This is a genomic window from Profundibacter amoris, from assembly GCF_003544895.1.
GTDB classification, from domain to species: Bacteria; Pseudomonadota; Alphaproteobacteria; order Rhodobacterales; family Rhodobacteraceae; genus Profundibacter; species Profundibacter amoris.
Map to the genome: position 1 here is coordinate 3,055,213 of NZ_CP032125.1, position 22,302 is coordinate 3,077,514.

A 22,302-nucleotide genomic window follows, 5' to 3' on the forward strand; every position below is an offset into this window, starting at 1 on the left:
CCAGTTTTGCCATCGCTTGTCATGCGCCAGATCAAGAATTGCAAATTATCCCTCTGCCAATTTCGCCTTTAGCGCCAGCAGATCCGCCCAGGCCTCGCGTTTGGCATGGGGGCTGCGCAGCAGATAGGCCGGATGGAACATCGGCAACACCGGCAAGCCCATCACCGTATCCCAGTTACCGCGCATCCGCGTGATCCCCTTGCGGCCCAGCATCGCCAGACAGGAACTGTTGCCCATCAATACGATCACCTCGGGCGATACCAGTTCGATATGCCGCTCCACGAACGGGCGCAGCATGGCGATTTCCTCGGGTGATGGATCGCGGTTTTGTGGCGGGCGCCACGGCAGGATATTGGTGATATAGACCGAGGACGCCGGATCGGGTCCGGCACGGTCCAGACCAATCGCCGCCAGCATCTTGTCCAGCAACTGCCCCGCACGGCCAACGAAGGGACGCCCCTCGCGATCCTCGTCGCGGCCCGGCGCTTCGCCGATGATCATCACCCGCGATTGCGGATTGCCATCCGAGAACACAAGGTTTCGCGCGCCCCGCTTCAACTCGCAATGCTCGAATGCCGCCAATGCCACGCGCAATGCAGGCAGGTCCGCCGCCGCTGCGGCCGCCGCCTTGGCCACTGCGACCCTATCCACCTCGACCGGTTTGACCGCAACGGGCGCCGCCGCTTTGGCCACAGGCGCGGGTTTGGGCTTGGGCGCTTCGCTCACCAACTCGTAGCGGTTCAGCGGTTCATCCCCGATCGCCTCGTCCGCGCCCAGTTCGACCTGCCACTCCAGCGCGGCCCTGGCCTCAAAATATTCCGTTGCAGAATCCATGGGCCCCAAGGTAGGCCCGATTGCCACCAAGGTAAATGCCTTGCCGCAAACCCGCGGCTTTTCTATAAGCAGGAAAACAAGGATAGCCGCATATGAGTTTCGATCACAGACACCTCCTTGGAATTGAGCATCTAAAGCCTCATGAAATAACGGCAATTCTGGATTTGGCGGATCAGTATGTCGATCTGAATCGCCGTCAGGTGAAACATTCCGATGCCTTGGCCGGCCTGACGCAAATCAACATGTTCTTTGAAAATTCCACCCGCACGCAGGCGTCTTTCGAAATAGCCGGCAAACGGCTGGGGGCGGATGTGATGAATATGGCGATGCAGGCCTCAAGCATCAAAAAGGGCGAAACCCTGATTGACACCGCCCTGACCCTGAACGCCATGCACCCCGATCTGCTGGTGGTGCGCCACCCGCATTCGGGGGCTGTGGACCTGCTGGCGCAAAAGGTGAATTGCGCGGTTCTGAACGCCGGTGACGGCACCCATGAGCACCCGACCCAGGCCCTGCTGGACGCGCTGACGATCCGCCGCGCCAAGGGGCGGCTGCACCGGCTGAGCATCGCCATTTGCGGCGACATCGCCCATTCCCGCGTGGCGCGCAGCAACATCATGCTGCTGGGCAAGATGGAGAACCGCATCCGGCTGATCGGCCCGCCCACATTGATGCCCGCCGGCATTGCCGAATTCGGGGTCGAGGTGTTCGACGACATGCGCGAGGGGCTGAAGGATGTGGACGTGGTGATGATGCTGCGCCTGCAAAAAGAGCGGATGGACGGCGGATTCATCCCCTCGTCCCGCGAATATTACCACCGCTTCGGGCTGGACGCCGACAAGCTGTCCCACGCCAAAGAGGACGCTATCGTGATGCACCCCGGCCCGATGAACCGCGGTGTGGAAATCGACGGCACGCTGGCCGATGACATCAACCGGTCCGTTATTCAGGAACAGGTGGAAATGGGGGTTGCTGTGCGCATGGCGGCAATGGACTTGCTGGCACGGAATTTACGGGCCAGAGACAGGCAAGAAGGGGTAATGGTGTGAGCCAGACCGCCACGGACGAACAGATTATCATGACCATCCACGCCGACCGGCGCGCCTATAACCGCGAGCATGTGGTGCTGTTCCTGATCGGGGCCATCAGCATGTATGGCACTCTGTGGGCCCTCGGAAACCCTTTCCCCTGGACCGGTATTGTCGGGGCGGCATTCGCCATCTTCATCCGCTGGTTCTATGTGGCCTCGGAAGCAATGGACGCGGTCTGGACCCTGACCGACACACGTCTTTACGGTCCCTCGGAACGCTCGATCCCGCTGGCCAGTATCAAAACCGTGCGCAGTCTGTTTTCCGCCGTGCAGGTGATCACCCATAACGGCGACAAATACATGCTGAAGTATCTGGCAGACCCCGAAGGCACCGTAAACGCCATTCTGTCCGCACGCGACAGGGGGATGGCATGACCATACCTGCCGGTTGGGAAGGAATCTTTGAAAAGGACGAGAAAATCCTCTGGCAGGGGCATCCCGATACAGCTGTGCATATCGGCCCGCGCGATATTCCCAGAATGGCATTCGGCAGTGTTTTCGCCGGATTTGCCCTGTTCTGGATGATTGGCGCTGCCGCAACCGGCGGCTATTTCTGGATGTTCGGCCTGTTGCATTTTACCGTTGGCCTGCTGCTGGCCTTGGGGCCGGTATTCTGGGGGCCTTACCGCCGCCGGCACACATGGTATACCCTGACCAACAAACATGCCTATATCGCCACCGACCTGCCGGTGTTTGGACGCAAGCTGAAATCCTATCCCGTTACACGCGACATGCCGCTGGAACTGGAAAAGGCAGACATCCCGACGGTCTACTTCGCCGAGGAATGGAAGCAGCGCAAGAACGGCAGCTACCGGCACAAGATCGGGTTCGAGAACATTTCCGACGGGCTGACAGTTTACGGCCTGCTCCGCGACATCCAGAGAAACAAGCCATGACATTGACCCTGACAAACGCCCGCCTGATCAACCCCGAAACGGGCACCGATACCATCGGCAGCCTGACGATAAAGGACGGTGTGATCACCGGTATCAACACCGCCCCCGTTGGCGATGTGGTGGATTGTAGCGGCAAATGCCTTGCGCCGGGCATTGTCGATATCGGCGTTAAGGTCTGCGAGCCGGGCGAGCGGCACAAGGAAAGCTATCGCACCGCCGGTCTGGCGGCGGCGGCAGGCGGCGTGACCACCGTTGTCACCCGCCCCGACACCATGCCCGCGATCGACAGCCCCGAGGTTCTGGAATTCGTTGCACGCCGTGCGCGTGAGGCATCGCAGGTGCGCATGATCCCGATGGCCGCCCTGACCAAAGGCCGCGACGGGCGCGAGATGGTCGAGATCGGGTTCCTGCAAGACGCCGGTGCCGCCGCCTTTACCGATTGCGACCGTGTGGTGACGGATACCAAGGTGTTCGCCCGCTGCCTGACCTACGCCCGAAGCCTGAACGCGCTGGTGATTGCCCATCCGCAAGACCCCGTGATGTCCAAAGGTGCGGCTGTGACCAGCGGCAAATTCGCCTCGCTTCGTGGCCTGCCTGCCGTGTCCCCCATGGCCGAACGCATAGGGCTGGAACGCGATCTGGCGCTGGTGGAAATGACCAATGCCGCCTATCACGCCGACAACCTGTCCTCCGCTACGGCCCTGCCCGCGCTGGAACGCGCCAAGGCGGCGGGGCTGGATGTGACCGCCGGGGCCAGCATCCATCACCTGACCCTGAACGAATTGGACGTGGGCAATTACCGCACCTTCTTCAAGGTCAAACCGCCGCTACGCTCCGAAGACGACCGCAAGGCGCTGGTCGCCGCCGTGGCCAGCGGGCTGATCGACATCATATCCTCGATGCACACCCCGCAGGACGAAGAAAGCAAACGCCTGCCCTATGAAGAGGCCGCATCAGGGGCTGTGGCGCTGGAAACCCTGCTGCCCGCCGCAATGCGCCTGTATCACGCGGGCGATATGGATTTGCCGACCCTCTGGCGCGCGCTGTCGCTGAACCCTGCCAAACGGCTGGGTCTGGATGGCGGACGGCTGGCCGAAGGGGCGCCTGCCGATCTGGTTCTGTTCGATCCGGATGCGCCTTTTGTGATGGATCGTTTCAAGCTACAGTCGAAATCGAAAAACACCCCCTTTGACGAACAGCGGATGCAGGGCAAAGTGCTGGCGACCTGGGTCGGTGGCAAAGAAGTCTTCAGAAAAGGATAACCCATGCCGGAAATCACCAGCAGCATGCAGATGCTGATCCTTGCCGGCGTTTTGGGCTATGTGCTGGGGTCGATCCCCTTTGGCATGGTTCTGGCCAAAATCATGGGGCTGGGCAACCTGCGCGAAATCGGCTCGGGCAACATCGGCACAACCAATGTTCTGCGCACCGGTAACAAAAAAGCCGCCGCGCTGACGCTGATATTCGATGCGGGCAAAGGTGCTGTCGCGGTTCTGCTGGCCCGCGCATTCATTGACGAGGATGCGGCACAAATCGCCGGTTTGGCGGCGTTTCTGGGCCATTTATTTCCCGTCTGGCTGGGCTTTCGTGGCGGCAAAGGGGTGGCGACGTTTCTGGGCATCCTGCTGGCGCTATACTGGCCGCTGGGACTGGCCGCCTGCGCCACATGGCTGTTCTTTGCGCTGACCTTCCGGATTTCGTCACTGGCGGCACTGGCAGCGGCCGGTTTCACGCCGTTCTGGATGATCATTCTGGGAAATCTGGAGCCTTTGTTCCTTGGAATGGCCCTGACCCTGCTGATCTTTATCCGTCACGGGGCCAACATCAAACGGATCAAGGCCGGAACCGAGCCAAAAATCGGCAACAAAAACAGCGCAGCCTAGGGCAATCTGTCCTATTTCCCAAAATACATGTTGTGCCGCGCGGTTTTCCCTATATCCAAGCGGGAACGATACTTATCAGGCACCTTCATGAACAACCCGAATTCGCCGCACATGGCCCCGACCGAACCCGATACCACACGCGAGTGGGTGCGCCATCTGGCAAAATACCGTGACCCAAAGCTGTTTCGCAGCCTTTTGGAGCTGACAGCAACGGCTGGACCCTTCATCGCCCTTTGGGCACTGGCGTGGTGGTCGCTTTCCTACAGCTACTGGCTGACATTCGCGTTATCCCTGCTGAACGGGTTTTTCGTGGTGCGGCTGTTCATCATCCAGCATGATTGCGGGCATAGCTCCTATTTCAAGAACCGTATCACCGGCGACTGGGTCGGGCGTGTGCTGGGGGTGTTTACGGTTACGCCATATGATGTCTGGAAACGGGCGCATAACATCCATCACTCGACCTCGGGCAATCTGGACCGGCGCGAACTGGGGGATATCGACACCATCACCGTTGACGAATATCAGGCGCTTTCGCGCATGGGGCGGTTCAAATACCGTTTCTATCGCAACCCTGTCATCCTGTTTCTGATTGGTCCCAGCTATATTTTCCTGCTGACCAACCGCTTGCCGATGGGCATGATGAAATCCGGCGCGAAATACTGGTTCAGCGCGCTTGGCACCAATGCCGCCATTCTGGCCCTGCTGGCCGTGATCGTCTATTTTGGTGGCTGGATGCCCTTGCTGCTGATCTTCCTGCCCAGCACGGTGATGGGCGCAACGATTGGCGTCTGGTTGTTCTATGTGCAGCACCAGTTTGAAAACACCTACTGGGACCGCGACGAAAACTGGAACCTGCACGACGCCGCGCTGCACGGCAGCTCGCATTACGTTCTGCCCGAGCCGCTGCAATGGCTGACCGGATACATCGGCATCCATCATGTGCACCACATGTATGCCCGCATCCCGTTTTACCGGCTGAAAGAAGTGCTGCGCGATTTCCCCGTGCTGAACGAGGCCCAGCGCCTGACCATCCGCGAAAGCCTGTCTTGCGTAAAGCTGCAACTGTGGGACGAAAAGAACCGCAAGCTGCTGAGCTATCGCGAGATGAAGGAGATGTACGGGGCGGTTTAACCCTACCGAACATTCACAATGAAATTAGGGCGTAGACCTATAAACGCACAGCTTGCAAAGGCTGTGCGTTTTTTGTTTACATTTACATGATTTCTATTATTTCTGTCATTACAGAAATAAGGAAATATATCTATGGACCTCACCCCCGCCACCCGTGAATTCATCCTGCATTGGGGGGAAATGGGCACCAAATGGGGTGTAAACCGGTCTGTCGCGCAAATCCACGCGCTGCTGCACATCATGCCAAAACCCATGACCGCCGAAGAGATCTGCGATGTTCTGGGGTTGGCGCGATCCAATGTTTCAACCGCCCTGAAAGAATTACAAAGCTGGAAACTGGTCAAAGCAACCCGCGAACTGGGGGACAGGCGCGATCATTTCAGTTCGGTTCAGGATGTATTCGATATGGTAGCGCTGATTGTCGAGGGGCGTCGCGAACGTGAATATCTGCCCACCATCGACGCCCTGCGCCGTGTCACCAAAGAGGCCGAGGCTGACGGCACCCCGAAAGAAACCCGTGCCCGTATGACCGAAACGCTGGAAACCATGGAACAACTGGACAACTGGTATCAGGACATCAACCGCCTGCCCCGTTCCGTGCAACTGACCATCATGAAACTGGGCGCTAAAATCGCCCGCTTCCTGCCGAAATCCGGCTAATTTTTTACCTTGGAGTTTCTGTTATGACAGAAATTTATGAAACTGACACCCTGAGAAACCGCCACCTGATCGATCCGGTTGCATTTATTGCGGCGCTTGTCCTTGCTCCTCTGCTGGTCGCAGCGCTGGGATTCTGGCTTGTGATCCCTGTATTCGCCGTTCTAATGGGCGGGCTGCCATATCTGCTTGCAGGTGGCCCGTTGTTGGCCTACGGGCTGCGTTATAATGAACCTTCTTTCTATGTTTTTGCCGGCATAGGCCTGCTTGCAAACACGGCGACTCCGTTGTTGGTCTTCTTGTTCTACATAGCGAAGGAAACACCAGAAGCAGCGCTAAGTCTTGCGGCCATGTCCTTCGGATTTGGCCTGATCTTTGCCCCGCTCTGGTGCGGCGTTTTTGCGATACTGTATCGCCACATGCGGCGTGAACTCTATTCCCACCCTCTTTGAAAGGAGACCCGTAATGACCTTTATCTACCTCACCTATTTCGCCGTGTTGCTGGCGCTTGTCGGTATGATCATGAAGATCGGTGCGGCGGCGGGGAATTGCCCCCGAACCACTGGTGCGACCAAATCCGCCTAGGGCGTAGACCTATAAACCCTAGGAACGAATAGCGCATCCTTTCGGGTGCACCATTGTTTTGTTCAGTAATTATACTCGCCATATATCCGGCTCAGATCCCCGTTCCATTCGCCGTAATATTTCTCGAGCAGCTCGTCCGCAGGCACCTTGCCCTCTTCCACACTGTCGATCAGCGCATTCAGGAAATGGCGCTCGTCCAGCACCATGCCGCCGGCACCGGGTTTGGCGCGGGCCTTTAGCCCTTCTTCGGAAATCGCCAGAACCTCGCGGGCCAGATCCTGCATGCTGCGCCCGCCGACCTTTGCCTGAAGCGCATCGACAGAGGCCCCCACGCGCCACGCTTCGCGGGTTTCGGCATCCCAATCCTTAGCCAGATCCCACGCCGCATCCAGCGCAGCCTGATCATACATCAGGCCGGTCCAGAATGCCGGCAGGGCGCACAGCCGCCGCCACGGACCGCCATCGGCCCCGCGCATTTCCATATACTGTTTGATCCGCGCCTCGGGGAACAGGGTGGTCAGATGGTCCGCCCAATCCGACATGGTGGGTTTTTCACCCGGCAAGGCGGGCAGTTCACCCTTTAGAAAATCGCGGAACGACATGCCCAGCGCGTCAATATATTTGCCGTCGCGATAGACAAAATACATCGGCACATCCAGCGCGTATTCGACATAGCGTTCAAACCCCATCCCGTCCTCGAACACAAAGGGCAACATACCCGTGCGCGCCGGATCCAGACCGCGCCAGATGCGCGACCGCCAGCTTTTGTGGCCGTTCGGTTTGCCCTCGAAAAACGGGGAATTGGCAAACAGCGCGGTGGCCACCGGTTGCAGCGCCAATGCGACGCGGAATTTCTGCACCATGTCCGCTTCAGAGCCGAAATCAAGGTTCACCTGAACCGTACAGGTGCGATACATCATCTGCGTGCCGTGGGTGCCGACCTTGGCCATGTAATCGGTCATCAGGCGGTAACGGCCCTTGGGCATCACCGGCATGTCCTCGTGTTTCCAGATCGGCGCGGCCCCCAGCCCCAGAAACCGCACGCCCGCGCCATCGGCCACGGACTGGACCTCGCGCAGGTGCACGTTTACCTCGTCGCAGGTCTGGTGGATGGTGCACAGCGGCGCGCCCGACAGTTCCAGTTGCCCGCCCGGTTCCAGACTGATGTTGGCCCCGTCCTTGGACAGGCCGATGATATTTCCCTCTTCGTAAACCGGATCCCAACCGAATTGCGCCCGCAACCCTTCCAGAATCGCCTTGATCGAATGTCTGCCCTCGTAGGGCAGCGGCTTGTGGGTGTCTTTGCAATAGCCGAATTTCTCGTGCTCGGTGCCGATGCGCCAATCATCCTTTGGCTTGCAGCCATCGGCCAGATATTGCGCCAGATCGGCGTGGTTTTCGATCGGGGCGCTGCCGCCGGATTGGGGGATGGACATGTTCTGGGCCTCGCTCTGTTCGCTATTCAATAAGGCCAGAGTTGGAGCCAAATGTGCGGGATGTCAATGCAGATAGGCTGTGCGTTTTTGCCATATCACGACAGGTTGAGCAGGGCGCGCATTCAACGCGTTCAGCATCTTTTGCGTGGCAAAGCCGTTCAGCACGCTGAAGGCATCAAACAGGTCCTCGGAATGTTCGGCATCGGTAGGGATCGATAGCGAGGTCTGGCCCGGCTCGACCAACAGCCAATGATGCGTGCCGGATTCAGATGGGATCAGTTCAACACGGATCAGCCCCTCGATCGACACCGAACCGCCGGTATGCGGGCCGAAATAGATGATCTGCCGTTCGTCCACCTGCACCACACCGGCCCCGCCATCGCCAATGCGAAACCGCGCCCGTTGCCAACCGGCAAACAGGCCCACCGCGCCGAGTGCGGCTATGACCCAGCCGAAACCGGCGATCAATCCGAATGACGTCAGGCCCAGCCACAGCCCCCACAGGAACACCACCAGTGCCACCAGCACTTCGCGCCAGCGCCAGAAAAATGCGCGGGATTCGGGGCGGACAAAGGACATCTACCAATCCCCCAACGTGGCCTGCCACAGCGTAATCGCCGCCACTGCCGCCGTATCTGCCCGCAAGATACGCGGGCCAAGGCTGATTTTGGTGACAAAGGGCAGTGCCGATAGCTGCTCACGTTCCTCACTGCTAAAACCCCCTTCGGGGCCAATCAGGATGGCCCATTTTTCCTGCCCTGCCTGCGCTGCCAGCACTTCCCGCGCGCCCGCAAGGGATTCGTCGCAGAACACCAGTTGGCGATCCTTGGGCCAGTCGGCCAGCATGGCATCCAGCCGCCGGATGTCGTCAACTTCGGGCACATAGGTTGCGCCGCATTGCTCGGCGGCTTCCAGCGCGTGGGCTTGCAAACGGTCCTGCCGGATGCGCTCGGCATTGGTGAAGCGTGTCTGCACCGGACAAATCCGCGCCGCGCCCAGTTCGGTGGCCTTTTCCACGATAAACGCGGTGCGGGCCTTTTTGATCGGGGCGAACAGCAGCCACAGGTCGGGCGGCATCTGCAACGGGCGGGTTTGCGACAGGCATTCCAGCACGCCCTTGCGCTTGCCGGCCTCGACCACCTCGGCCAGATATTCGCCATCTGCGCCGTTGAACAACAGCACATGCGCGCCCTGTTTCAACCGCATCACCCCGAAAAGGTAATGCGCCTGATCACGGGTCAAAGGAATGGTTTGCCCCGCCCCCAATGCCTGCGTTACACAGAGCCTGATCTTAGCATTCTTCATGGACCGAACCATATGCCCGACACTTCCGAATTGCCAGAGCAACAGGGACAGGTTTCCGATGCCGTTAAAGGTAACTGGGTCGATACAATCGCGCCCGAATGGACCCGCCCCTATCTGCGCCTGAGCCGCGCCGACCGGCCGATCGGCACATGGCTGTTGCTGCTACCCTGCTGGTGGGGTGTGCTGCTGGCGGCGCTGCATGGCGGTGATTTTGGCAGGTTCGATATCTGGATCATCATCGCCTGTGCCGCCGGTGCCTGGCTGATGCGCGGCGCGGGCTGCACCTGGAACGACATCACCGACCGCAAGATCGACGCGCAGGTCGAGCGCACACGGTCGCGCCCCATCCCGTCAGGACAGGTCAGCGTCAGGGGCGCCATTATCTGGATGGCGCTGCAATCGCTGGTGGCCTTTGCCATTCTGCTGACCTTCAACCGCTACACCATCCTGCTGGGCATCAGTTCGCTGGTCTTGGTGGCAATCTATCCCTTTGCCAAACGCTTTACATGGTGGCCGCAGGTGTTCCTTGGACTGGCGTTCAACTGGGGCGCTTTGCTGGCATGGGCGGCCCATTCGGGGCAACTGCACTGGCCTGCCGTATTGCTGTATCTGGCGGGCATCGCATGGACGCTGTTTTACGACACGATCTATGCCTTTCAGGATACCGAGGACGACGCCATGATCGGAGTGAAATCCACCGCGCGGCTGTTTGGCGTCAATGCCACAAAATGGCTGACCGGCTTTATGATTCTGTCCGTAACCTTGCTGGCAACGGCCGTGATTCTATCGCTTTCGGACAAACAGAACCCGATGGTCATGGTGATAGCACTGGCCGGACCGTGGGCCTTTGGCTGGCATCTGGCGTGGCAAATGCGCAGTCTGGATACGGACAATCCGCAAATCTGCCTGCGATTGTTTCGCGCCAACCGTGATTCAGGCCTCATCTTTGCGCTGTTTCTTGCCGTTGCGCTATTGCTGTGATTGAACATCGGCAAGATGCGGCCTAGACAGAGAAAAACCTCACCGGACAATTCGAGTTATCATGCGCCTTTCCAAAATATTCTCGATCCTTGCTGTCTTTCTGATTGCTGGCACCGTTAGCACCTTTGGTGCCATGCGTGCGGCCGACTTTATCGAAGAACGCTCACTTGCAGATGTGACCAATGCGCTGGTTGCCCAAGACCATACATGGGTTTCCGTGCATGTGGACGGCCTGCGAGTGGAATTGACCGGCACTGCGCCAGACGAGGCCACACGCTTCAAGGCGCTGACCGTCGCCAACAGCATTGTTGATGCGGAACGGGTGATCAACAGCATGGATGTGCTGGACGCCGCCGCCATTGCGCCGCCAAAATTCAGCGTCGAGATTTTGCGAAACAACGAGGGGATTTCGCTGATCGGGCTTATTCCGACATCCTCGGACCGCGAAGAAATCGTGTCGTCGATCGAGGGGTTGACCAAAGGCACCGAAATTACCGACATGCTGGACACAAGCGACTATCCGGCCCCCGATGGATGGGAAGCGGCCTTGAAGTTTGGCCTGAATGCCGTGCACGATCTGCCCAAATCCAAGGTTTCGATATCCGAAGACGGTGTTGCGGTTACCGCCATTGCCGGCAGTATCGAGGAAAAGCGCAAGATCGAGGCCCAATTGGCCCGCAAGGCGCCGGATAACATGTCGCTGATCACAAAAATCACGGCACCACGCCCCGTGATCACGCCTTTCACGACACGGTTTGTCATAGATGGCGACAATGCCCATTTCGACGCCTGTTCCGCCGACAGCGCCGACACCCACGCCAAAATCATCAGTGCCGCGCTGGATGTGGGCCTGAATGGCAAAACCGATTGCACCATCGGGCTGGGTGTGCCGACCACATCCTGGGGCGACGCCGTTGCCAGCGGCATCAAGGCGCTGAACGATATTGGCGGCGGCAGCATCACCTTTTCGGATGCCGATGTGACTCTGGTCGCACTGGATACCACCCCGCAGGCCACATTTGACCGCGTGGTAGGTGAGTTGAAAGCAGCCCTGCCCGATGTATTTTCACTGCATGCCGTTCTGCCCGAACCCGTCAAAATTGACGGCACGGGCGAAGGCAAAGGATCGCCCGAATTTGTCGCAACCCTCAGCCCCGAAGGTCAGGTGCAATTGCGTGGACGTGTCACGAATGAACGCACACGTGCCGCCGTTGACAGCTATTCCCGCGCCCGTTTCGGCAGCAAGGTCGTTTATGATGCCACCCGTCTGGACGAAGAACTGCCCGATGGCTGGCCGATCCGCGTTCTGGCGGGTCTTGAAGCGTTGGCGGAACTGAACCACGGTAGCGTTGTGGTGCAGGAAAACTTTGTCGAAGTGCGTGGCATTACCGGCAATCCCGATGCACGGGCGAATGTTGCACGGCTGTTGTCCGAGAAACTGGGCGCGTCTGAGAATTACGGTATCGACATAAAATACGAAAAAGCGCTGGATCCGGTTGCAGGGCTGCTGAAACCTGCTGAATGCGTTGATAACATCAATGAAATTCTGTCAGAACGTAAAATCAGCTTTGCCCCGGGATCGGCGGAACTGGACAGTGCGGGTCAGGCCGTTGTGGACCGGATTGCCGATATCCTGAAAACCTGCAACAAACCGCGGATTGAAATTGCCGGCCACACAGACAGCCAGGGCCGCGAAGTGATGAACCTGAACCTGTCGCAAGCCCGTGCCGATGCCGTTTTGCAAGGGTTGATTGCACGCAAGGTTCTAACCTCTGGGATGCGCGCCAAAGGCTATGGCGAATCTGTGCCCGTCGCGGACAACAAAACGGAAGAGGGCCGCGAGGCCAACCGGCGGATCGAGTTCAACCTGATTGTTCCGGCAAAAGTGCAAGAAGAGGCCACGGGCCTTGAACAGATGGAAGCCCCGGCAGTAGAACAACCACATACAGACAACAGCCATCCCGAACCGGCGGAGACCACACCTAATGAATAGAACCGAAATTATCACCGCCATTGCGATCATTCTATTTGTCGCCTTTGTGCTAGGCTGGTTCGCACATTGGCTGTTGCACCGGTTCACCCGTGTCTCGCAGGCCGATCTGGGTGAGTTGGACAACATGGCGCAGGCCCTGCACGAAGCCGAGGAAACCCGCGATCAGGCAATTACCTATTTGCAGCAACGCGAAGCGGAAATGACCAACCAGTTGACCCAGACCGAAGCGGAATTATCAGCCGCAATGGACGGCTTGCGTGCTGCGCGGCAAGAGGCGGAAGAACTGCGGGCCTATGTCGAGAAGATTAATCGGGACTAGGTCGTAGACGCTACCATTTGGTTAGCGCGTCTTCGTCCTCGTCCTTGGCGGCGACCCATTCGGCACCATCGGTGGTGAATTCTTTCTTCCAGAACGGCGCGCGGGATTTCAGGTAATCCATCAGGAACATCGCCGCCTCGAACGCGTCCCCCCGATGCGGGGATGCCGTGGCCACCATCATGATCAGATCACCGGGGCGCAGGGTGCCGTAGCGGTGGATGATCAGGCAACCCTTCAGGTTCCAGCGTTTCATCGCCTCGGCCTCGATCCCTTTCAGGGCGTTTTCGGTCATGCCGGGGTAATGTTCCATCTCCATGCGTTCCAGATCACCATCCGGCGTGTTGCGCACGATGCCGGTGAAACTGACCACCGCCCCCGCATCATCACGTCCAAGGGCAAAACCCTGAACCTCGGCCCCCAGATCAAACGCTTGTTCCTGAACCCGAACGGTCATTGTCAGCCACCTGTCATCGGCGGGAAAAATGCCACTTCGCGCGCACCGGCCAGCGGGGCGTCAAAACCGGTCAGTTCCTGATCTACAGCCACCCGCAGGGCTGAAACATCCTCGAACGCGGCGGCATAGCGTTCTTCGCGCGCTTTCAGTTCCTCGACCAGATCGGCCACCGTTGCGGCACCGGTTTCAACCTGTTCTTTCGGCAATCCGATGCGTTCGCGCACCCATGCGAAATACAGAACGTCAATCATTTCGTGTCATCCTTCAGAAACGGCAGGGCTTTGACAAAGTAGTCCCAGCCGGTGATCAGCGTCAAACCCGCCGCGATCCACAGCAGGGCAATACCGCCATAATAGCTGGCCGCAGCCCCCTTTTGCACCCAGAGCAAACCGCTAAGGTCCTCTTGTTCGCCCGCCAGAATTGCGTCGATAATCGCGGGGTCCATCGCCTGTGTCAGTTCCACAAACCGGTCCGCAAATATACCTTGGGAAAACAGCACCGCGATGGCGATCATCTGTGCCGTGGTTTTCCATTTTGCCAGATTGGTGACCTTCAGCTTGCTGGCCTTGTCACCCAGAAATTCACGCAGGCCGGAAACGAACACCTCGCGAAAGAAGATCATCGTCGCGGGCAGCAAAATCCACGCCTTCACACCGGAAAATCCGATGATCACCAGCAGGGCGATCAACACCATCGCCTTGTCCGCGATCGGATCCAGCATGGCGCCGAATTTGCTCTCCTGTTTCCAAGCCCGTGCCAGATAGCCATCAACGAAATCGGTCAACGCCGCGCTGATAAACAGAACCAGCGCAAACCAGTCCGCCCAAGGGGTGTTGAAATACAGAAACATCACCGCCAAAGCGGGCGCCGCCAGCAGACGGATCACAGTCAGAATATTGGGCACGTTCCATATCATATCGCTATCCTTAACCGCTCAACCTTTGTCATGGAAGAAGTCATAGAGTGTTTCTGCCAACCGGTGCGAAATTCCCTCAACTTTCTTCAAGTCCTCCAACCCTGCGCGGCTAACCGCCTTGGCGCTGCCGAAATGTGCCAAAAGCGCGCGTTTTCGCGCCGCACCCACGCCCGGAACCCCGTCCAGTGGCGTTGCACCCATGGATTTGGCCCGTTTGGCGCGGTGGGTGCCGATGGCAAAACGGTGTACCTCGTCGCGCAGGCGCTGCACGAAATACAGCACCGGATCATTATGCCGCAGGGCAAAGGGGCGTTTGCCGGTGCGGTAGAATTCCTCTTTGCCCGCGTCACGGTCCTCGCCTTTGGCCACTCCGACCATCGCAATGTCGTCCACCCCGTATTCGCGCATGATTTCCGCCACCGCCGAAACCTGCCCCGCGCCGCCGTCAATCAGCAGCAGGTCGGGCCAGTTGTCACCCTTGCGGTCGGGATCTTCTTTCAGCAGGCGTTTGAACCGGCGGCCCAGCACCTCTTTCATCATGCCGAAATCATCGCCGGGGGTCAGGTCGGCATCCTTGATGTTGAACTTGCGATACTGGCTTTTGATATAGCCCTCCGGCCCCGCCACGATCATCGCCCCGACCGCGTGCGCGCCTTGAATATGCGAGTTGTCGTAAACCTCGATCCTTTTGGGCGACGCGTCCAGATCAAAGGCTTCGGCCAGCCCTTTCAACAGTTTCGCCTGTGTGGCCGTTTCCGCCATCCGGCGGGCCAGACTTTCGCGGGCGTTGCGGGCGGCACCCTCGACCAGCTCGGCTTTTTCACCACGTTTGGGCACGATGATTTCAACCTTGCGACCGGCCTTCTGGCTTAGCGCCTCTTGCATCAGGTCGTCATTTTCAATCGGGTGGGATAGCAATATCTGGCGGGGGGGCAGTTTGTTGTCATAGAACTGGCCAAGGAACGCCTCGAGCACCTCACGTTCATCCGCCCCAGCCCCGGTGCGCGGATAGAAATCCTTGTTACCCCAGTTCTGGTTGGCGCGGATAAAGAACACCTGAACGCAGGCCTGCCCGCCTTCCATATGAAGCGCAATCACGTCCGCATCGGCCACGGTTTGCGGGTTGATGCCCTGCACCTGTTGCACCTGCGTCAACGCCTTGATCCGGTCGCGCAGGGCAGCGGCGCGTTCAAATTCCAGCGCGTCACTTGCCTGTTGCATTTGCGCGGCCAGTTCACCCTGAACCTTGGTCGATTTGCCGGATAAAAACTGTTCGGCATCCCGCACCAGATCGGCATATTCCGATTCTGTGATCAGCCCGACACACGGCCCCGAGCAGCGCTTGATCTGATACAACAGACACGGGCCGGTGCGGCCGGAAAACACCGAATCCGAGCAGTTGCGCAGCAGGAATACCTTTTGCAACTGGTTCAGCACGCGGTTTACGGCACCGGCACTGGCGAAGGGGCCGAAATAGCTGCCTGCCTCGCCCTTGCGGCCGCGGTGTTTCTTGATCTGGGCAAAGGGATGGGTTTTGGCCAGCAGGATTGACGGAAAGCTTTTGTCGTCTCGCAGCAGTACGTTGTAATAGGGCTTTAGCTGCTTGATCAGGTTCTGTTCCAGCAACAGCGCCTCGGTTTCCGTTTTGGTGGTCAGAAACATCATGCTGGCGGTCTGGTGGATCATCCGTGCAATCCGCACCGTATGTCCGCGCGGGTTGGCATAGTTCGACACCCGTTTTTTCAGATGCCGCGCCTTGCCGACATACAAAACACGCCCTTCGGCATCCAGCATCCGGTACACGCCCGGACTGCCGTCCAGCGTGTTCAGATAGCTGCGGATCAGGGCATGCCCCGTCAAGGGTGCCTCTGCCGGTTTGTCGTCTGTCGTGTCGTTCATCTTCACCCCGAAGTGATTCCCGCCTGTGGCTGCAACCTTATCCGTTATCTGGCAAGAGAAAACATCTCCACCGGAACTGTGGATAAGTTTGTAGGTAACTTTGCCCGATCCCGAATTTTTCGTTTGTTTTGGCCAATTTCGCCGAATTGCCTAATTTTTAGGCACAGTTTTAAGGTATTGTTTTTGCACGTTATTTTTCTTTCCACAGGGCAAATTATTGAATTCATTAGGAAAAATGTAACAGTTCTGTGACCGGCCGGTCAAAAGTGCACAACTTTGGCCGGAGGGTCATTCAACCCCAAGCACATCAGCGGTTTTCCATGCCAAATTCTGCCCGCCGTCCACGCACAAAAGCTGCCCCGTCACAGCCGGAGCATCCAGAAAATACCCCAGTGCCGCAGTCACATCTTCCGGATGCGCGCCACGGCCCAGCGGCACATTGGCGCGCTGGTTGCTGAAATGGTCCTCTGACTGTCGTGCGCCGCGCAATGTTGGCCCCGGTCCGATCGCATTGACACGAATATCGGGGGCCAGCGCCTGTGCCGCGGTCTGTGTAAAGGCCCACAGACCCATCTTGGCGATGGTGTAGGTCATGAATTCCGGTGTCAGTTTGCGCACCCGCTGGTCCAGCATATTCACCACCAAGGCGATCGAGAGCGGTTCACCGTTTTCATCCAGCATTGCCTTGGGGGCCTGTGCGGCGAAACACTGGGTCAGCACGAACGGTGCCCGCAGGTTCGACCCTATATGCCTGTCCCAGCTTTCACGCGTCGCCGTTTCCAACGTGTCATATTCAAAGATCGAGGCGTTGTTCACCAGACAGTCAATCGCACCGCCCAGACCATCGACGGCACGGCCAATCAGCGACTGAACCTCGTGTTCATTCAGCAGGTCGGCCTGTAGCGCGACTGCCTGTTGACCCATCGCCTGTATCTGCGCCACAACTTCGTTCGCGTCTGATTCTGAACTGGCGAAATGCACCGCCACATCATAGCCGCGCCCAGCCAGATAGAGCGCCATTGCACGCCCCAACCGGATGCCTGCCCCCGTTACCAATGCGCGTTTTGTCATATCGCCTCCGGGTTAAACCAAGATGACAACAATATAGGCTGCATAAGCCGCAGATAAAACCACGCCCCAGCCTTTGGTGATATTCTGTTTGAGAAACACAAACGGGATCAACAATGCCGATGATGCCAGCATCACCCACAGGTCGAACCGCAAGATACCGTCCGCCACCGGAATATCGCCAACGAAACTGGCGATACCGATGATTGCCAACAGGTTGAACATGTTCGATCCAATGACATTGCCCAGCGCCACATCTGCCTGCCTGCGAATGACTGCCATAACGGTTGTTGCCAGTTCGGGCAGCGAAGTGCCAACAGCCACCAGCGTCAGCCCGATCACCGTGTCGCTAACCCCGTAGTCAGTGGCGATATTCACCGCCCCTTCGACCAACAGGTTCGCGCCCAATGGCAAGCCAATCAGCCCCAGCACCATAAACACCCCGATTTGCCACCACGGCATGTCCAGATCGGCGCCCTCAATTTCTTCCAGATCTTCTGCGGCAGCACAGGCGATTTTACTTTCGCGGCGATGCGAGCGGGCCTCGAGAAACGAATCCGACAGCACAAACCCAAGAGCCGCCAACAGCACAACACCGTGAATCCATGTTATCGGGCCAAGGAAGCACATGGCGATAAACAACAGGGTTGCGAACATCATAAACAGGTAATTCTTGCGCGTGTCACATTCCGAGGTATGGAAAGTGGCAATCAGCGCCGGCAGACCCAGAACCAGCAGCACATTGGCGGTATTAGAGCCCACCACATTGCCCAGCGCCAGCCCCGGTGCGCCGTCATGGATCGCCTGAATCGCAATCAGCAATTCAGGGGCCGAGGTGCCAAAGGCCACGATCGTCAGGCTGACGATCAGTGCGGGCACACCCAGCCGCAAACTCAGGTTCACTGCCCCTTTGACCAGCGCATCGCCCGCAAGCAACAAAATAACCAGCCCAAGGCCGGCATACACCCAATCCATTTCTAACCCTTGTTCTTTCGCTTGCAGACACAAGGCCCGCTGCCGATCCGGTAACGCCCGCATTTGGGGCATTTGCGGCTTTCCAGTTTCGCCTGTCCGGGAAACCGCAGGCGGCCGAACATCGCCAGAACCAGCATTCCAATCAGAAACAGACTGACAACTTTAACCATAGTCTAAAGCCCAAACCGCGCAAAATGCGCACGTTCCTCTATTCCATCCAGCGCATCACCCACAATGCGCGCGCCAAACCGTTGCAAGATCGACCGCTTTGCCCCGTAACGGGCAAAACGCACCTTCTTGCCATAACGCTCTTTCATCACCGGCACCAGATGGCCGATGCCGTCAATCAGCCCGACATCCTGTGCCGCGCGCCCGACCCAGATTTCACCGGTGAACAAATCCTTACCCTCGGGCAGTTTTCCGGCACGTCGTGTGGTAATCTGGGTTTTAAAGTTCGCATGGATTTGCTCCAGCATCCCCTTCAGCCGCTTCACATCCGCCGGTTTTTCCGGCTGGAACGGGTCCAGCATGGATTTGGATTTACCGGCAGTATAAACGCGGCGTTCAACCCCATGGCGGTTGATAAATTCGTTCAGACCGAACCCCATCGAAATAACGCCGATCGACCCGATGATCGAGCTTTCGTCAGCGATGATTTCATCCGCCGCACTGGCCAGCCAATAACCACCCGAAGCCGCCACATCCTCGACAAAGGCCACTACGGGAATTTTCTTTTCCTCGGACAGCCGCCGGATGCGGGCCGCGATCAGCGACGATTGCACGGGCGAGCCACCGGGTGAATTGATCAGCAACGCCACGGCCTTTGGTTTGCCGCGTTTGAAGGCCTTTTCGATTACGGGGGCCAGCGTTTCATCGTTCAGCGTTCCGCGCCCACCGGTCGAAATCGTGCCCGACAGGCGGATCACGGCGACAACGGGGGCGGATTTAATAAAGGGGATCCAGCGTTTCATAATGTAGGATGTAGAGTGCCGCATGGGTGCAAACAAGGTCGCGGTCAAAATCAGCGGTTAGTGTTGCCAATTAATAACCCATCGCCCCTTTGACGGCCCGTTTCCACGCGGCATATTTTGCGTCGCGCTCTGCATCGCCCATTACAGGTTGAAAGCGCCGCTCCAGCGCCCAGCTGCGGGCGAATTCATCCTGCTGCGGGTAAACGCCCGCCTTCATTCCAGCGATCCACGCCACCCCCAGCGCCGTGGTTTCCAGCACCGTCGGGAGATCCACCTGCGCGCCCAGAATGTCGGACAAAAACTGCATGGTCCAGTCGCTCGCGCTCATGCCGCCATCCACCCGCAACACCGCTTCGCCGCCTGCACCCTGCCAGTCGGCCTGCATCGCCTCCAGCAAATCGCGGGTCTGGTAGCCAACGCTTTCCAGCGCCGCGCGGGCCAGTTCGGCCGGACCGGTGCCACGAGTCAAGCCGAAAACAGCACCGCGACAATCGGCATCCCAGTAAGGCGCGCCAAGGCCGGTAAAGGCGGGCACCAGAACCACATTCTGCCCCGCGTCCGCTGCCTGTGCCAGCGCCTGCGTTTCGCTGGCGTCTTTGATAATCCCCAGCCCGTCGCGCAGCCATTGCACCGCCGCACCGGCAATAAAAATCGAGCCTTCCAGCGCATAGGTGGTGACCCCGCCGAATTGATAGGCAATGGTGCCCAACAAACGGTTCTGGCTGCTGACCAGCGTTTGCCCCGTGTTCAACAGCGCAAAACACCCCGTGCCATAGGTCGATTTCATCATGCCGGGCGCAAAACACGCCTGCCCCACCGTGGCCGCCTGTTGATCCCCCGCAACCCCGCGAACAGGGATCGGGGTGCCGAACAGATCGGCGGAGGTTTCACCAAAATCCCCGTCGCAATCCCGCACCTCGGGCAGCATGGACAGGGGGATGTCCAGCAGGGCGCCGATTTCCTTGTCCCAGTGACCATCGCGGATATTGTAAAGCAGAGTTCGCGCCGCGTTGGTGGCGTCAGTTGCATGAACCGCGCCGCCGGTTAGACGCCAGATCAGATAGCAATCAACAGTGCCAAACAGCAGATCACCTGCCTCGGCCTTGGCACGGGCACCTTCCACGTTATCCAGCAACCACTTGACCTTGGTGCCGGAAAAATACGGGTCCAGCAACAGGCCGGTTTTACGGGTGATTTCACCCTCGTGCCCTGCCGCCTTTAGCGCCTCGCAAATCGGCGCGGTGCGCCGGTCCTGCCAGACGATGGCATTGTGGATGGGCGCGCCGGTTTTCCTGTCCCAGACAATCGTGGTTTCGCGCTGGTTGGTGATGCCAATGGCGGCGATGTCACTGGCAGTTGCGCCCACCTGATCCATCGCATCGCGGGCGGTCTGGATCACGGTTTGCCACAGGTCTTCGGGGTTATGTTCCACCCAGCCGGATTGCGGAAAATGCTGGGTGAATTCCTGCTGCGCCGTGGCCGCGACCTTTAGATCGCCATCAAACAAAATCGTGCGCGATGATGTGGTGCCTTGGTCGATTGCCATCACATAGGTCATAAGATTCCCCCCTTGTTGTCCGGTAGAGTGTTTCGCAAATCGCCCCCCCGCACAACAAAAAACCCCGCCGAGGGCACGGCGGGGCAAGTTAGTGCGCTGTAGTCAGGCCACAGGCACCGGCGGTATTCGTTCGGATTGTGCTAGTTCGGCCGTTCGGCCATTTCAGCGCGGATTTGCTGGCGCAGCAGGTCGATCGGAACCTTTTTGCCATCGCGCTTGAAGCACCAGTAAGTCCAGCCGTTGCAACTGGGCGCGCCTTCCAGATGGGCGCCGACCTGATGGATGGATCCCTTCACATCATCGCCAATCAGCGAACCATCGGCCCGCACGCGGACCTTGTGGCGGTTGTTCATCGAGTAAAGCTCGTCCCCCGGGTTCAACATGCCGCGTTCCACCAGCTGGCCGAAGGGCACGCGGGGTTCGGAGCGTTTTGCGGGGGTGACTTGCAGGCTTTCCTTGTCGAACTTGCGGATTTTCGACAGGCGTTTGGCGGCAACCTTGCGATAGGCCTCTTCGCGTTCGATGCCGATATATTCGCGGCCCAGTTTCTTGGCCACAGCACCCGTGGTGCCGGTGCCAAAGAACGGGTCCAGAACCACATCGCCGGGGTTTGTGGTGGCCACCAGAATTCGGTGCAGCAGGCTTTCGGGTTTTTGGGTTGGATGGGCCTTGTCGCCGTCCTCGTTCTTTAGGCGTTCGTGGCCGGTGCAGATCGGCAGCACCCAGTCCGAGCGCATCTGGATACCTTCGTTCAACACCTTCAGGGCGTCATAGTTGAAGGTGTATTTGCTGGCCTCTTCCTTGGACGCCCAGATCAGCGTTTCATGGGCATTGGTCAGGCGTTTGCCACGGAAATTCGGCATCGGGTTGGTTTTGCGCCAGACAACATCGTTCAGCACCCAGAAGCCCTGATTTTGCAAGGCGGCACCAACGCGGAAAATGTTGTGATACGAGCCGATCACCCAGATCGCCCCGTTCGGTTTCAACAACCGCCGCGCAGCCTTTAGCCAGTCCTGTGTGAATTTGTCATAGGCGGCAAAGGACGAAAACTGGTCCCACGCATCGTCAACTGCATCCACCTTGGAATTGTCGGGGCGGTGCAGGTCACCGCGCAGTTGCAGATTATAGGGGGGGTCCGCAAAAATCAGATCAACCGAGCCTGCGGGCAGGCTGTTCATTACCTCGATGCAATCACCGTCAATAATCTGGTTCAGGGGCAGCTTGGAAGCCGCTTTTGTTTTGGTTTTCGTTGTCATTTTCTGCCTCTACCGTTGCGCGTTTTTGCGCTTGTTGTTGAGGCCTAGGATGAGTCATTGACGATTCGCCGTCAATTTCTTTTTTGAATCAAGAG

The 22,302-nt window shown here is 58.4% G+C and carries 25 protein-coding genes; 11 read left to right on the forward strand and 14 right to left on the reverse strand.

The features are described from left to right. Window positions 1-45 precede the first annotated feature (45 nt). Window positions 46-834 (reverse strand): uracil-DNA glycosylase, encoded by a 789-nt coding sequence (locus BAR1_RS15260; RefSeq protein WP_118943823.1) that lies wholly within the window; start codon window positions 832-834, stop codon window positions 46-48. A gap of 92 nt (window positions 835-926) precedes the next feature. On the opposite strand from BAR1_RS15260, the gene BAR1_RS15265 reads away from it, so the two are divergent. From BAR1_RS15265 to BAR1_RS15300, 8 genes are all read left to right on the forward strand, one after another. Then, a complete protein-coding gene (locus tag BAR1_RS15265; RefSeq protein ID WP_118943824.1) occupies window positions 927-1,883 on the forward strand; it encodes an aspartate carbamoyltransferase catalytic subunit in 957 nt (318 codons plus the stop codon). Beyond that, window positions 1,880-2,299, forward strand: a complete 420-nt coding sequence (locus tag BAR1_RS15270) for a hypothetical protein (protein ID WP_118943825.1) — start codon at window positions 1,880-1,882, stop codon at window positions 2,297-2,299. The genes BAR1_RS15265 and BAR1_RS15270 overlap by 4 nt, the downstream gene beginning before the upstream one ends. After that, on the forward strand, window positions 2,296-2,820 hold the full coding sequence (locus tag BAR1_RS15275; protein WP_118943826.1) for an aspartate carbamoyltransferase catalytic subunit: 525 nt from the start codon (window positions 2,296-2,298) through the stop codon (window positions 2,818-2,820). Before BAR1_RS15270 ends, BAR1_RS15275 begins: the two co-directional genes overlap by 4 nt. Further along, a complete protein-coding gene (pyrC, locus tag BAR1_RS15280; RefSeq protein WP_118943827.1) occupies window positions 2,817-4,082 on the forward strand; it encodes a dihydroorotase in 1,266 nt (421 codons plus the stop codon). Before BAR1_RS15275 ends, pyrC begins: the two co-directional genes overlap by 4 nt. A gap of 3 nt (window positions 4,083-4,085) precedes the next feature. Then, on the forward strand, window positions 4,086-4,703 hold the full coding sequence (gene plsY / locus BAR1_RS15285) for a glycerol-3-phosphate 1-O-acyltransferase PlsY (protein WP_118943828.1): 618 nt from the start codon (window positions 4,086-4,088) through the stop codon (window positions 4,701-4,703). Window positions 4,704-4,790: 87 nt separating this feature from the next. After that, complete coding sequence (locus BAR1_RS15290; protein WP_118943829.1) at window positions 4,791-5,834, forward strand: fatty acid desaturase; 1,044 nt, start codon at window positions 4,791-4,793, stop codon at window positions 5,832-5,834. A 132-nt stretch (window positions 5,835-5,966) separates the two neighbouring features. Next, the gene (locus BAR1_RS15295) at window positions 5,967-6,494 is read left to right on the forward strand and encodes a GbsR/MarR family transcriptional regulator (protein WP_118943830.1); all 528 of its coding nucleotides are present in this window, start codon (window positions 5,967-5,969) and stop codon (window positions 6,492-6,494) included. A 23-nt stretch (window positions 6,495-6,517) separates the two neighbouring features. Next, the gene (locus BAR1_RS15300; RefSeq protein WP_118943831.1) at window positions 6,518-6,943 is read left to right on the forward strand and encodes a hypothetical protein; all 426 of its coding nucleotides are present in this window, start codon (window positions 6,518-6,520) and stop codon (window positions 6,941-6,943) included. Window positions 6,944-7,138: 195 nt separating this feature from the next. Here the strand turns inward: BAR1_RS15300 and BAR1_RS15305 are convergent, their stop codons facing one another. The 3 genes from BAR1_RS15305 to BAR1_RS15315 all read right to left on the reverse strand — a co-directional run bounded on the left by BAR1_RS15305 (window position 7,139) and on the right by BAR1_RS15315 (window position 9,817). Further along, window positions 7,139-8,512: a glutamate--cysteine ligase gene (locus BAR1_RS15305; RefSeq protein WP_118943832.1), complete on the reverse strand. Its 1,374-nt coding sequence runs from the start codon at window positions 8,510-8,512 to the stop codon at window positions 7,139-7,141. Window positions 8,513-8,575: 63 nt separating this feature from the next. Continuing rightward, entirely contained in the window at window positions 8,576-9,091 is a 516-nt protein-coding gene (locus BAR1_RS15310) for a hypothetical protein (RefSeq protein ID WP_118943833.1), read from the reverse strand. Beyond that, window positions 9,092-9,817 carry a 16S rRNA (uracil(1498)-N(3))-methyltransferase gene (locus BAR1_RS15315; RefSeq protein WP_118943834.1) on the reverse strand — a complete coding sequence of 242 codons (726 nt, stop codon included), beginning with the start codon at window positions 9,815-9,817 and terminating at the stop codon, window positions 9,092-9,094. Window positions 9,818-9,829: 12 nt separating this feature from the next. On the opposite strand from BAR1_RS15315, the gene ubiA reads away from it, so the two are divergent. The 3 genes from ubiA to BAR1_RS15330 all read left to right on the forward strand — a co-directional run bounded on the left by ubiA (window position 9,830) and on the right by BAR1_RS15330 (window position 13,110). Then, on the forward strand, window positions 9,830-10,798 hold the full coding sequence (ubiA, locus tag BAR1_RS15320; protein WP_118943835.1) for a 4-hydroxybenzoate octaprenyltransferase: 969 nt from the start codon (window positions 9,830-9,832) through the stop codon (window positions 10,796-10,798). A 61-nt stretch (window positions 10,799-10,859) separates the two neighbouring features. Further along, window positions 10,860-12,791 (forward strand): OmpA family protein, encoded by a 1,932-nt coding sequence (locus BAR1_RS15325; RefSeq protein ID WP_118943836.1) that lies wholly within the window; start codon window positions 10,860-10,862, stop codon window positions 12,789-12,791. Further along, a complete protein-coding gene (locus tag BAR1_RS15330; RefSeq protein ID WP_118943837.1) occupies window positions 12,784-13,110 on the forward strand; it encodes a hypothetical protein in 327 nt (108 codons plus the stop codon). The genes BAR1_RS15325 and BAR1_RS15330 overlap by 8 nt, the downstream gene beginning before the upstream one ends. A 10-nt stretch (window positions 13,111-13,120) precedes the next feature. Here the strand turns inward: BAR1_RS15330 and BAR1_RS15335 are convergent, their stop codons facing one another. The 10 genes from BAR1_RS15335 to BAR1_RS15375 all read right to left on the reverse strand — a co-directional run bounded on the left by BAR1_RS15335 (window position 13,121) and on the right by BAR1_RS15375 (window position 22,207). Further along, entirely contained in the window at window positions 13,121-13,564 is a 444-nt protein-coding gene (locus tag BAR1_RS15335) for a molybdenum cofactor biosynthesis protein MoaE (protein ID WP_118943838.1), read from the reverse strand. A gap of 2 nt (window positions 13,565-13,566) precedes the next feature. Beyond that, on the reverse strand, window positions 13,567-13,812 hold the full coding sequence (gene moaD, locus BAR1_RS15340; protein ID WP_118944510.1) for a molybdopterin converting factor subunit 1: 246 nt from the start codon (window positions 13,810-13,812) through the stop codon (window positions 13,567-13,569). After that, window positions 13,812-14,480, reverse strand: coding sequence for a CDP-diacylglycerol--glycerol-3-phosphate 3-phosphatidyltransferase (pgsA, locus tag BAR1_RS15345; RefSeq protein WP_118943839.1), 669 nt, complete (start codon window positions 14,478-14,480; stop codon window positions 13,812-13,814). Before pgsA ends, moaD begins: the two co-directional genes overlap by 1 nt. Before the next feature lie 18 nt (window positions 14,481-14,498). Next, complete coding sequence (gene uvrC, locus BAR1_RS15350) at window positions 14,499-16,379, reverse strand: excinuclease ABC subunit UvrC (RefSeq protein ID WP_118943840.1); 1,881 nt, start codon at window positions 16,377-16,379, stop codon at window positions 14,499-14,501. A gap of 288 nt (window positions 16,380-16,667) precedes the next feature. Beyond that, window positions 16,668-17,450 carry an SDR family oxidoreductase gene (locus BAR1_RS15355; protein WP_118943841.1) on the reverse strand — a complete coding sequence of 261 codons (783 nt, stop codon included), beginning with the start codon at window positions 17,448-17,450 and terminating at the stop codon, window positions 16,668-16,670. 12 nt (window positions 17,451-17,462) lie between these two features. Next, on the reverse strand, window positions 17,463-18,422 hold the full coding sequence (locus BAR1_RS15360; RefSeq protein ID WP_118943842.1) for a calcium/sodium antiporter: 960 nt from the start codon (window positions 18,420-18,422) through the stop codon (window positions 17,463-17,465). Between the two features lie 2 nt (window positions 18,423-18,424). Next, on the reverse strand, window positions 18,425-18,592 hold the full coding sequence (locus BAR1_RS18060; RefSeq protein WP_162891812.1) for a hypothetical protein: 168 nt from the start codon (window positions 18,590-18,592) through the stop codon (window positions 18,425-18,427). Window positions 18,593-18,595: 3 nt separating this feature from the next. After that, window positions 18,596-19,393, reverse strand: a complete 798-nt coding sequence (locus tag BAR1_RS15365) for a S49 family peptidase (protein WP_118943843.1) — start codon at window positions 19,391-19,393, stop codon at window positions 18,596-18,598. Between the two features lie 70 nt (window positions 19,394-19,463). Continuing rightward, complete coding sequence (gene glpK / locus BAR1_RS15370; protein WP_118943844.1) at window positions 19,464-20,951, reverse strand: glycerol kinase GlpK; 1,488 nt, start codon at window positions 20,949-20,951, stop codon at window positions 19,464-19,466. Between the two features lie 140 nt (window positions 20,952-21,091). Further along, entirely contained in the window at window positions 21,092-22,207 is a 1,116-nt protein-coding gene (locus BAR1_RS15375) for a site-specific DNA-methyltransferase (protein ID WP_118943845.1), read from the reverse strand. Between the last annotated feature and the right edge of the window lie 95 nt (window positions 22,208-22,302).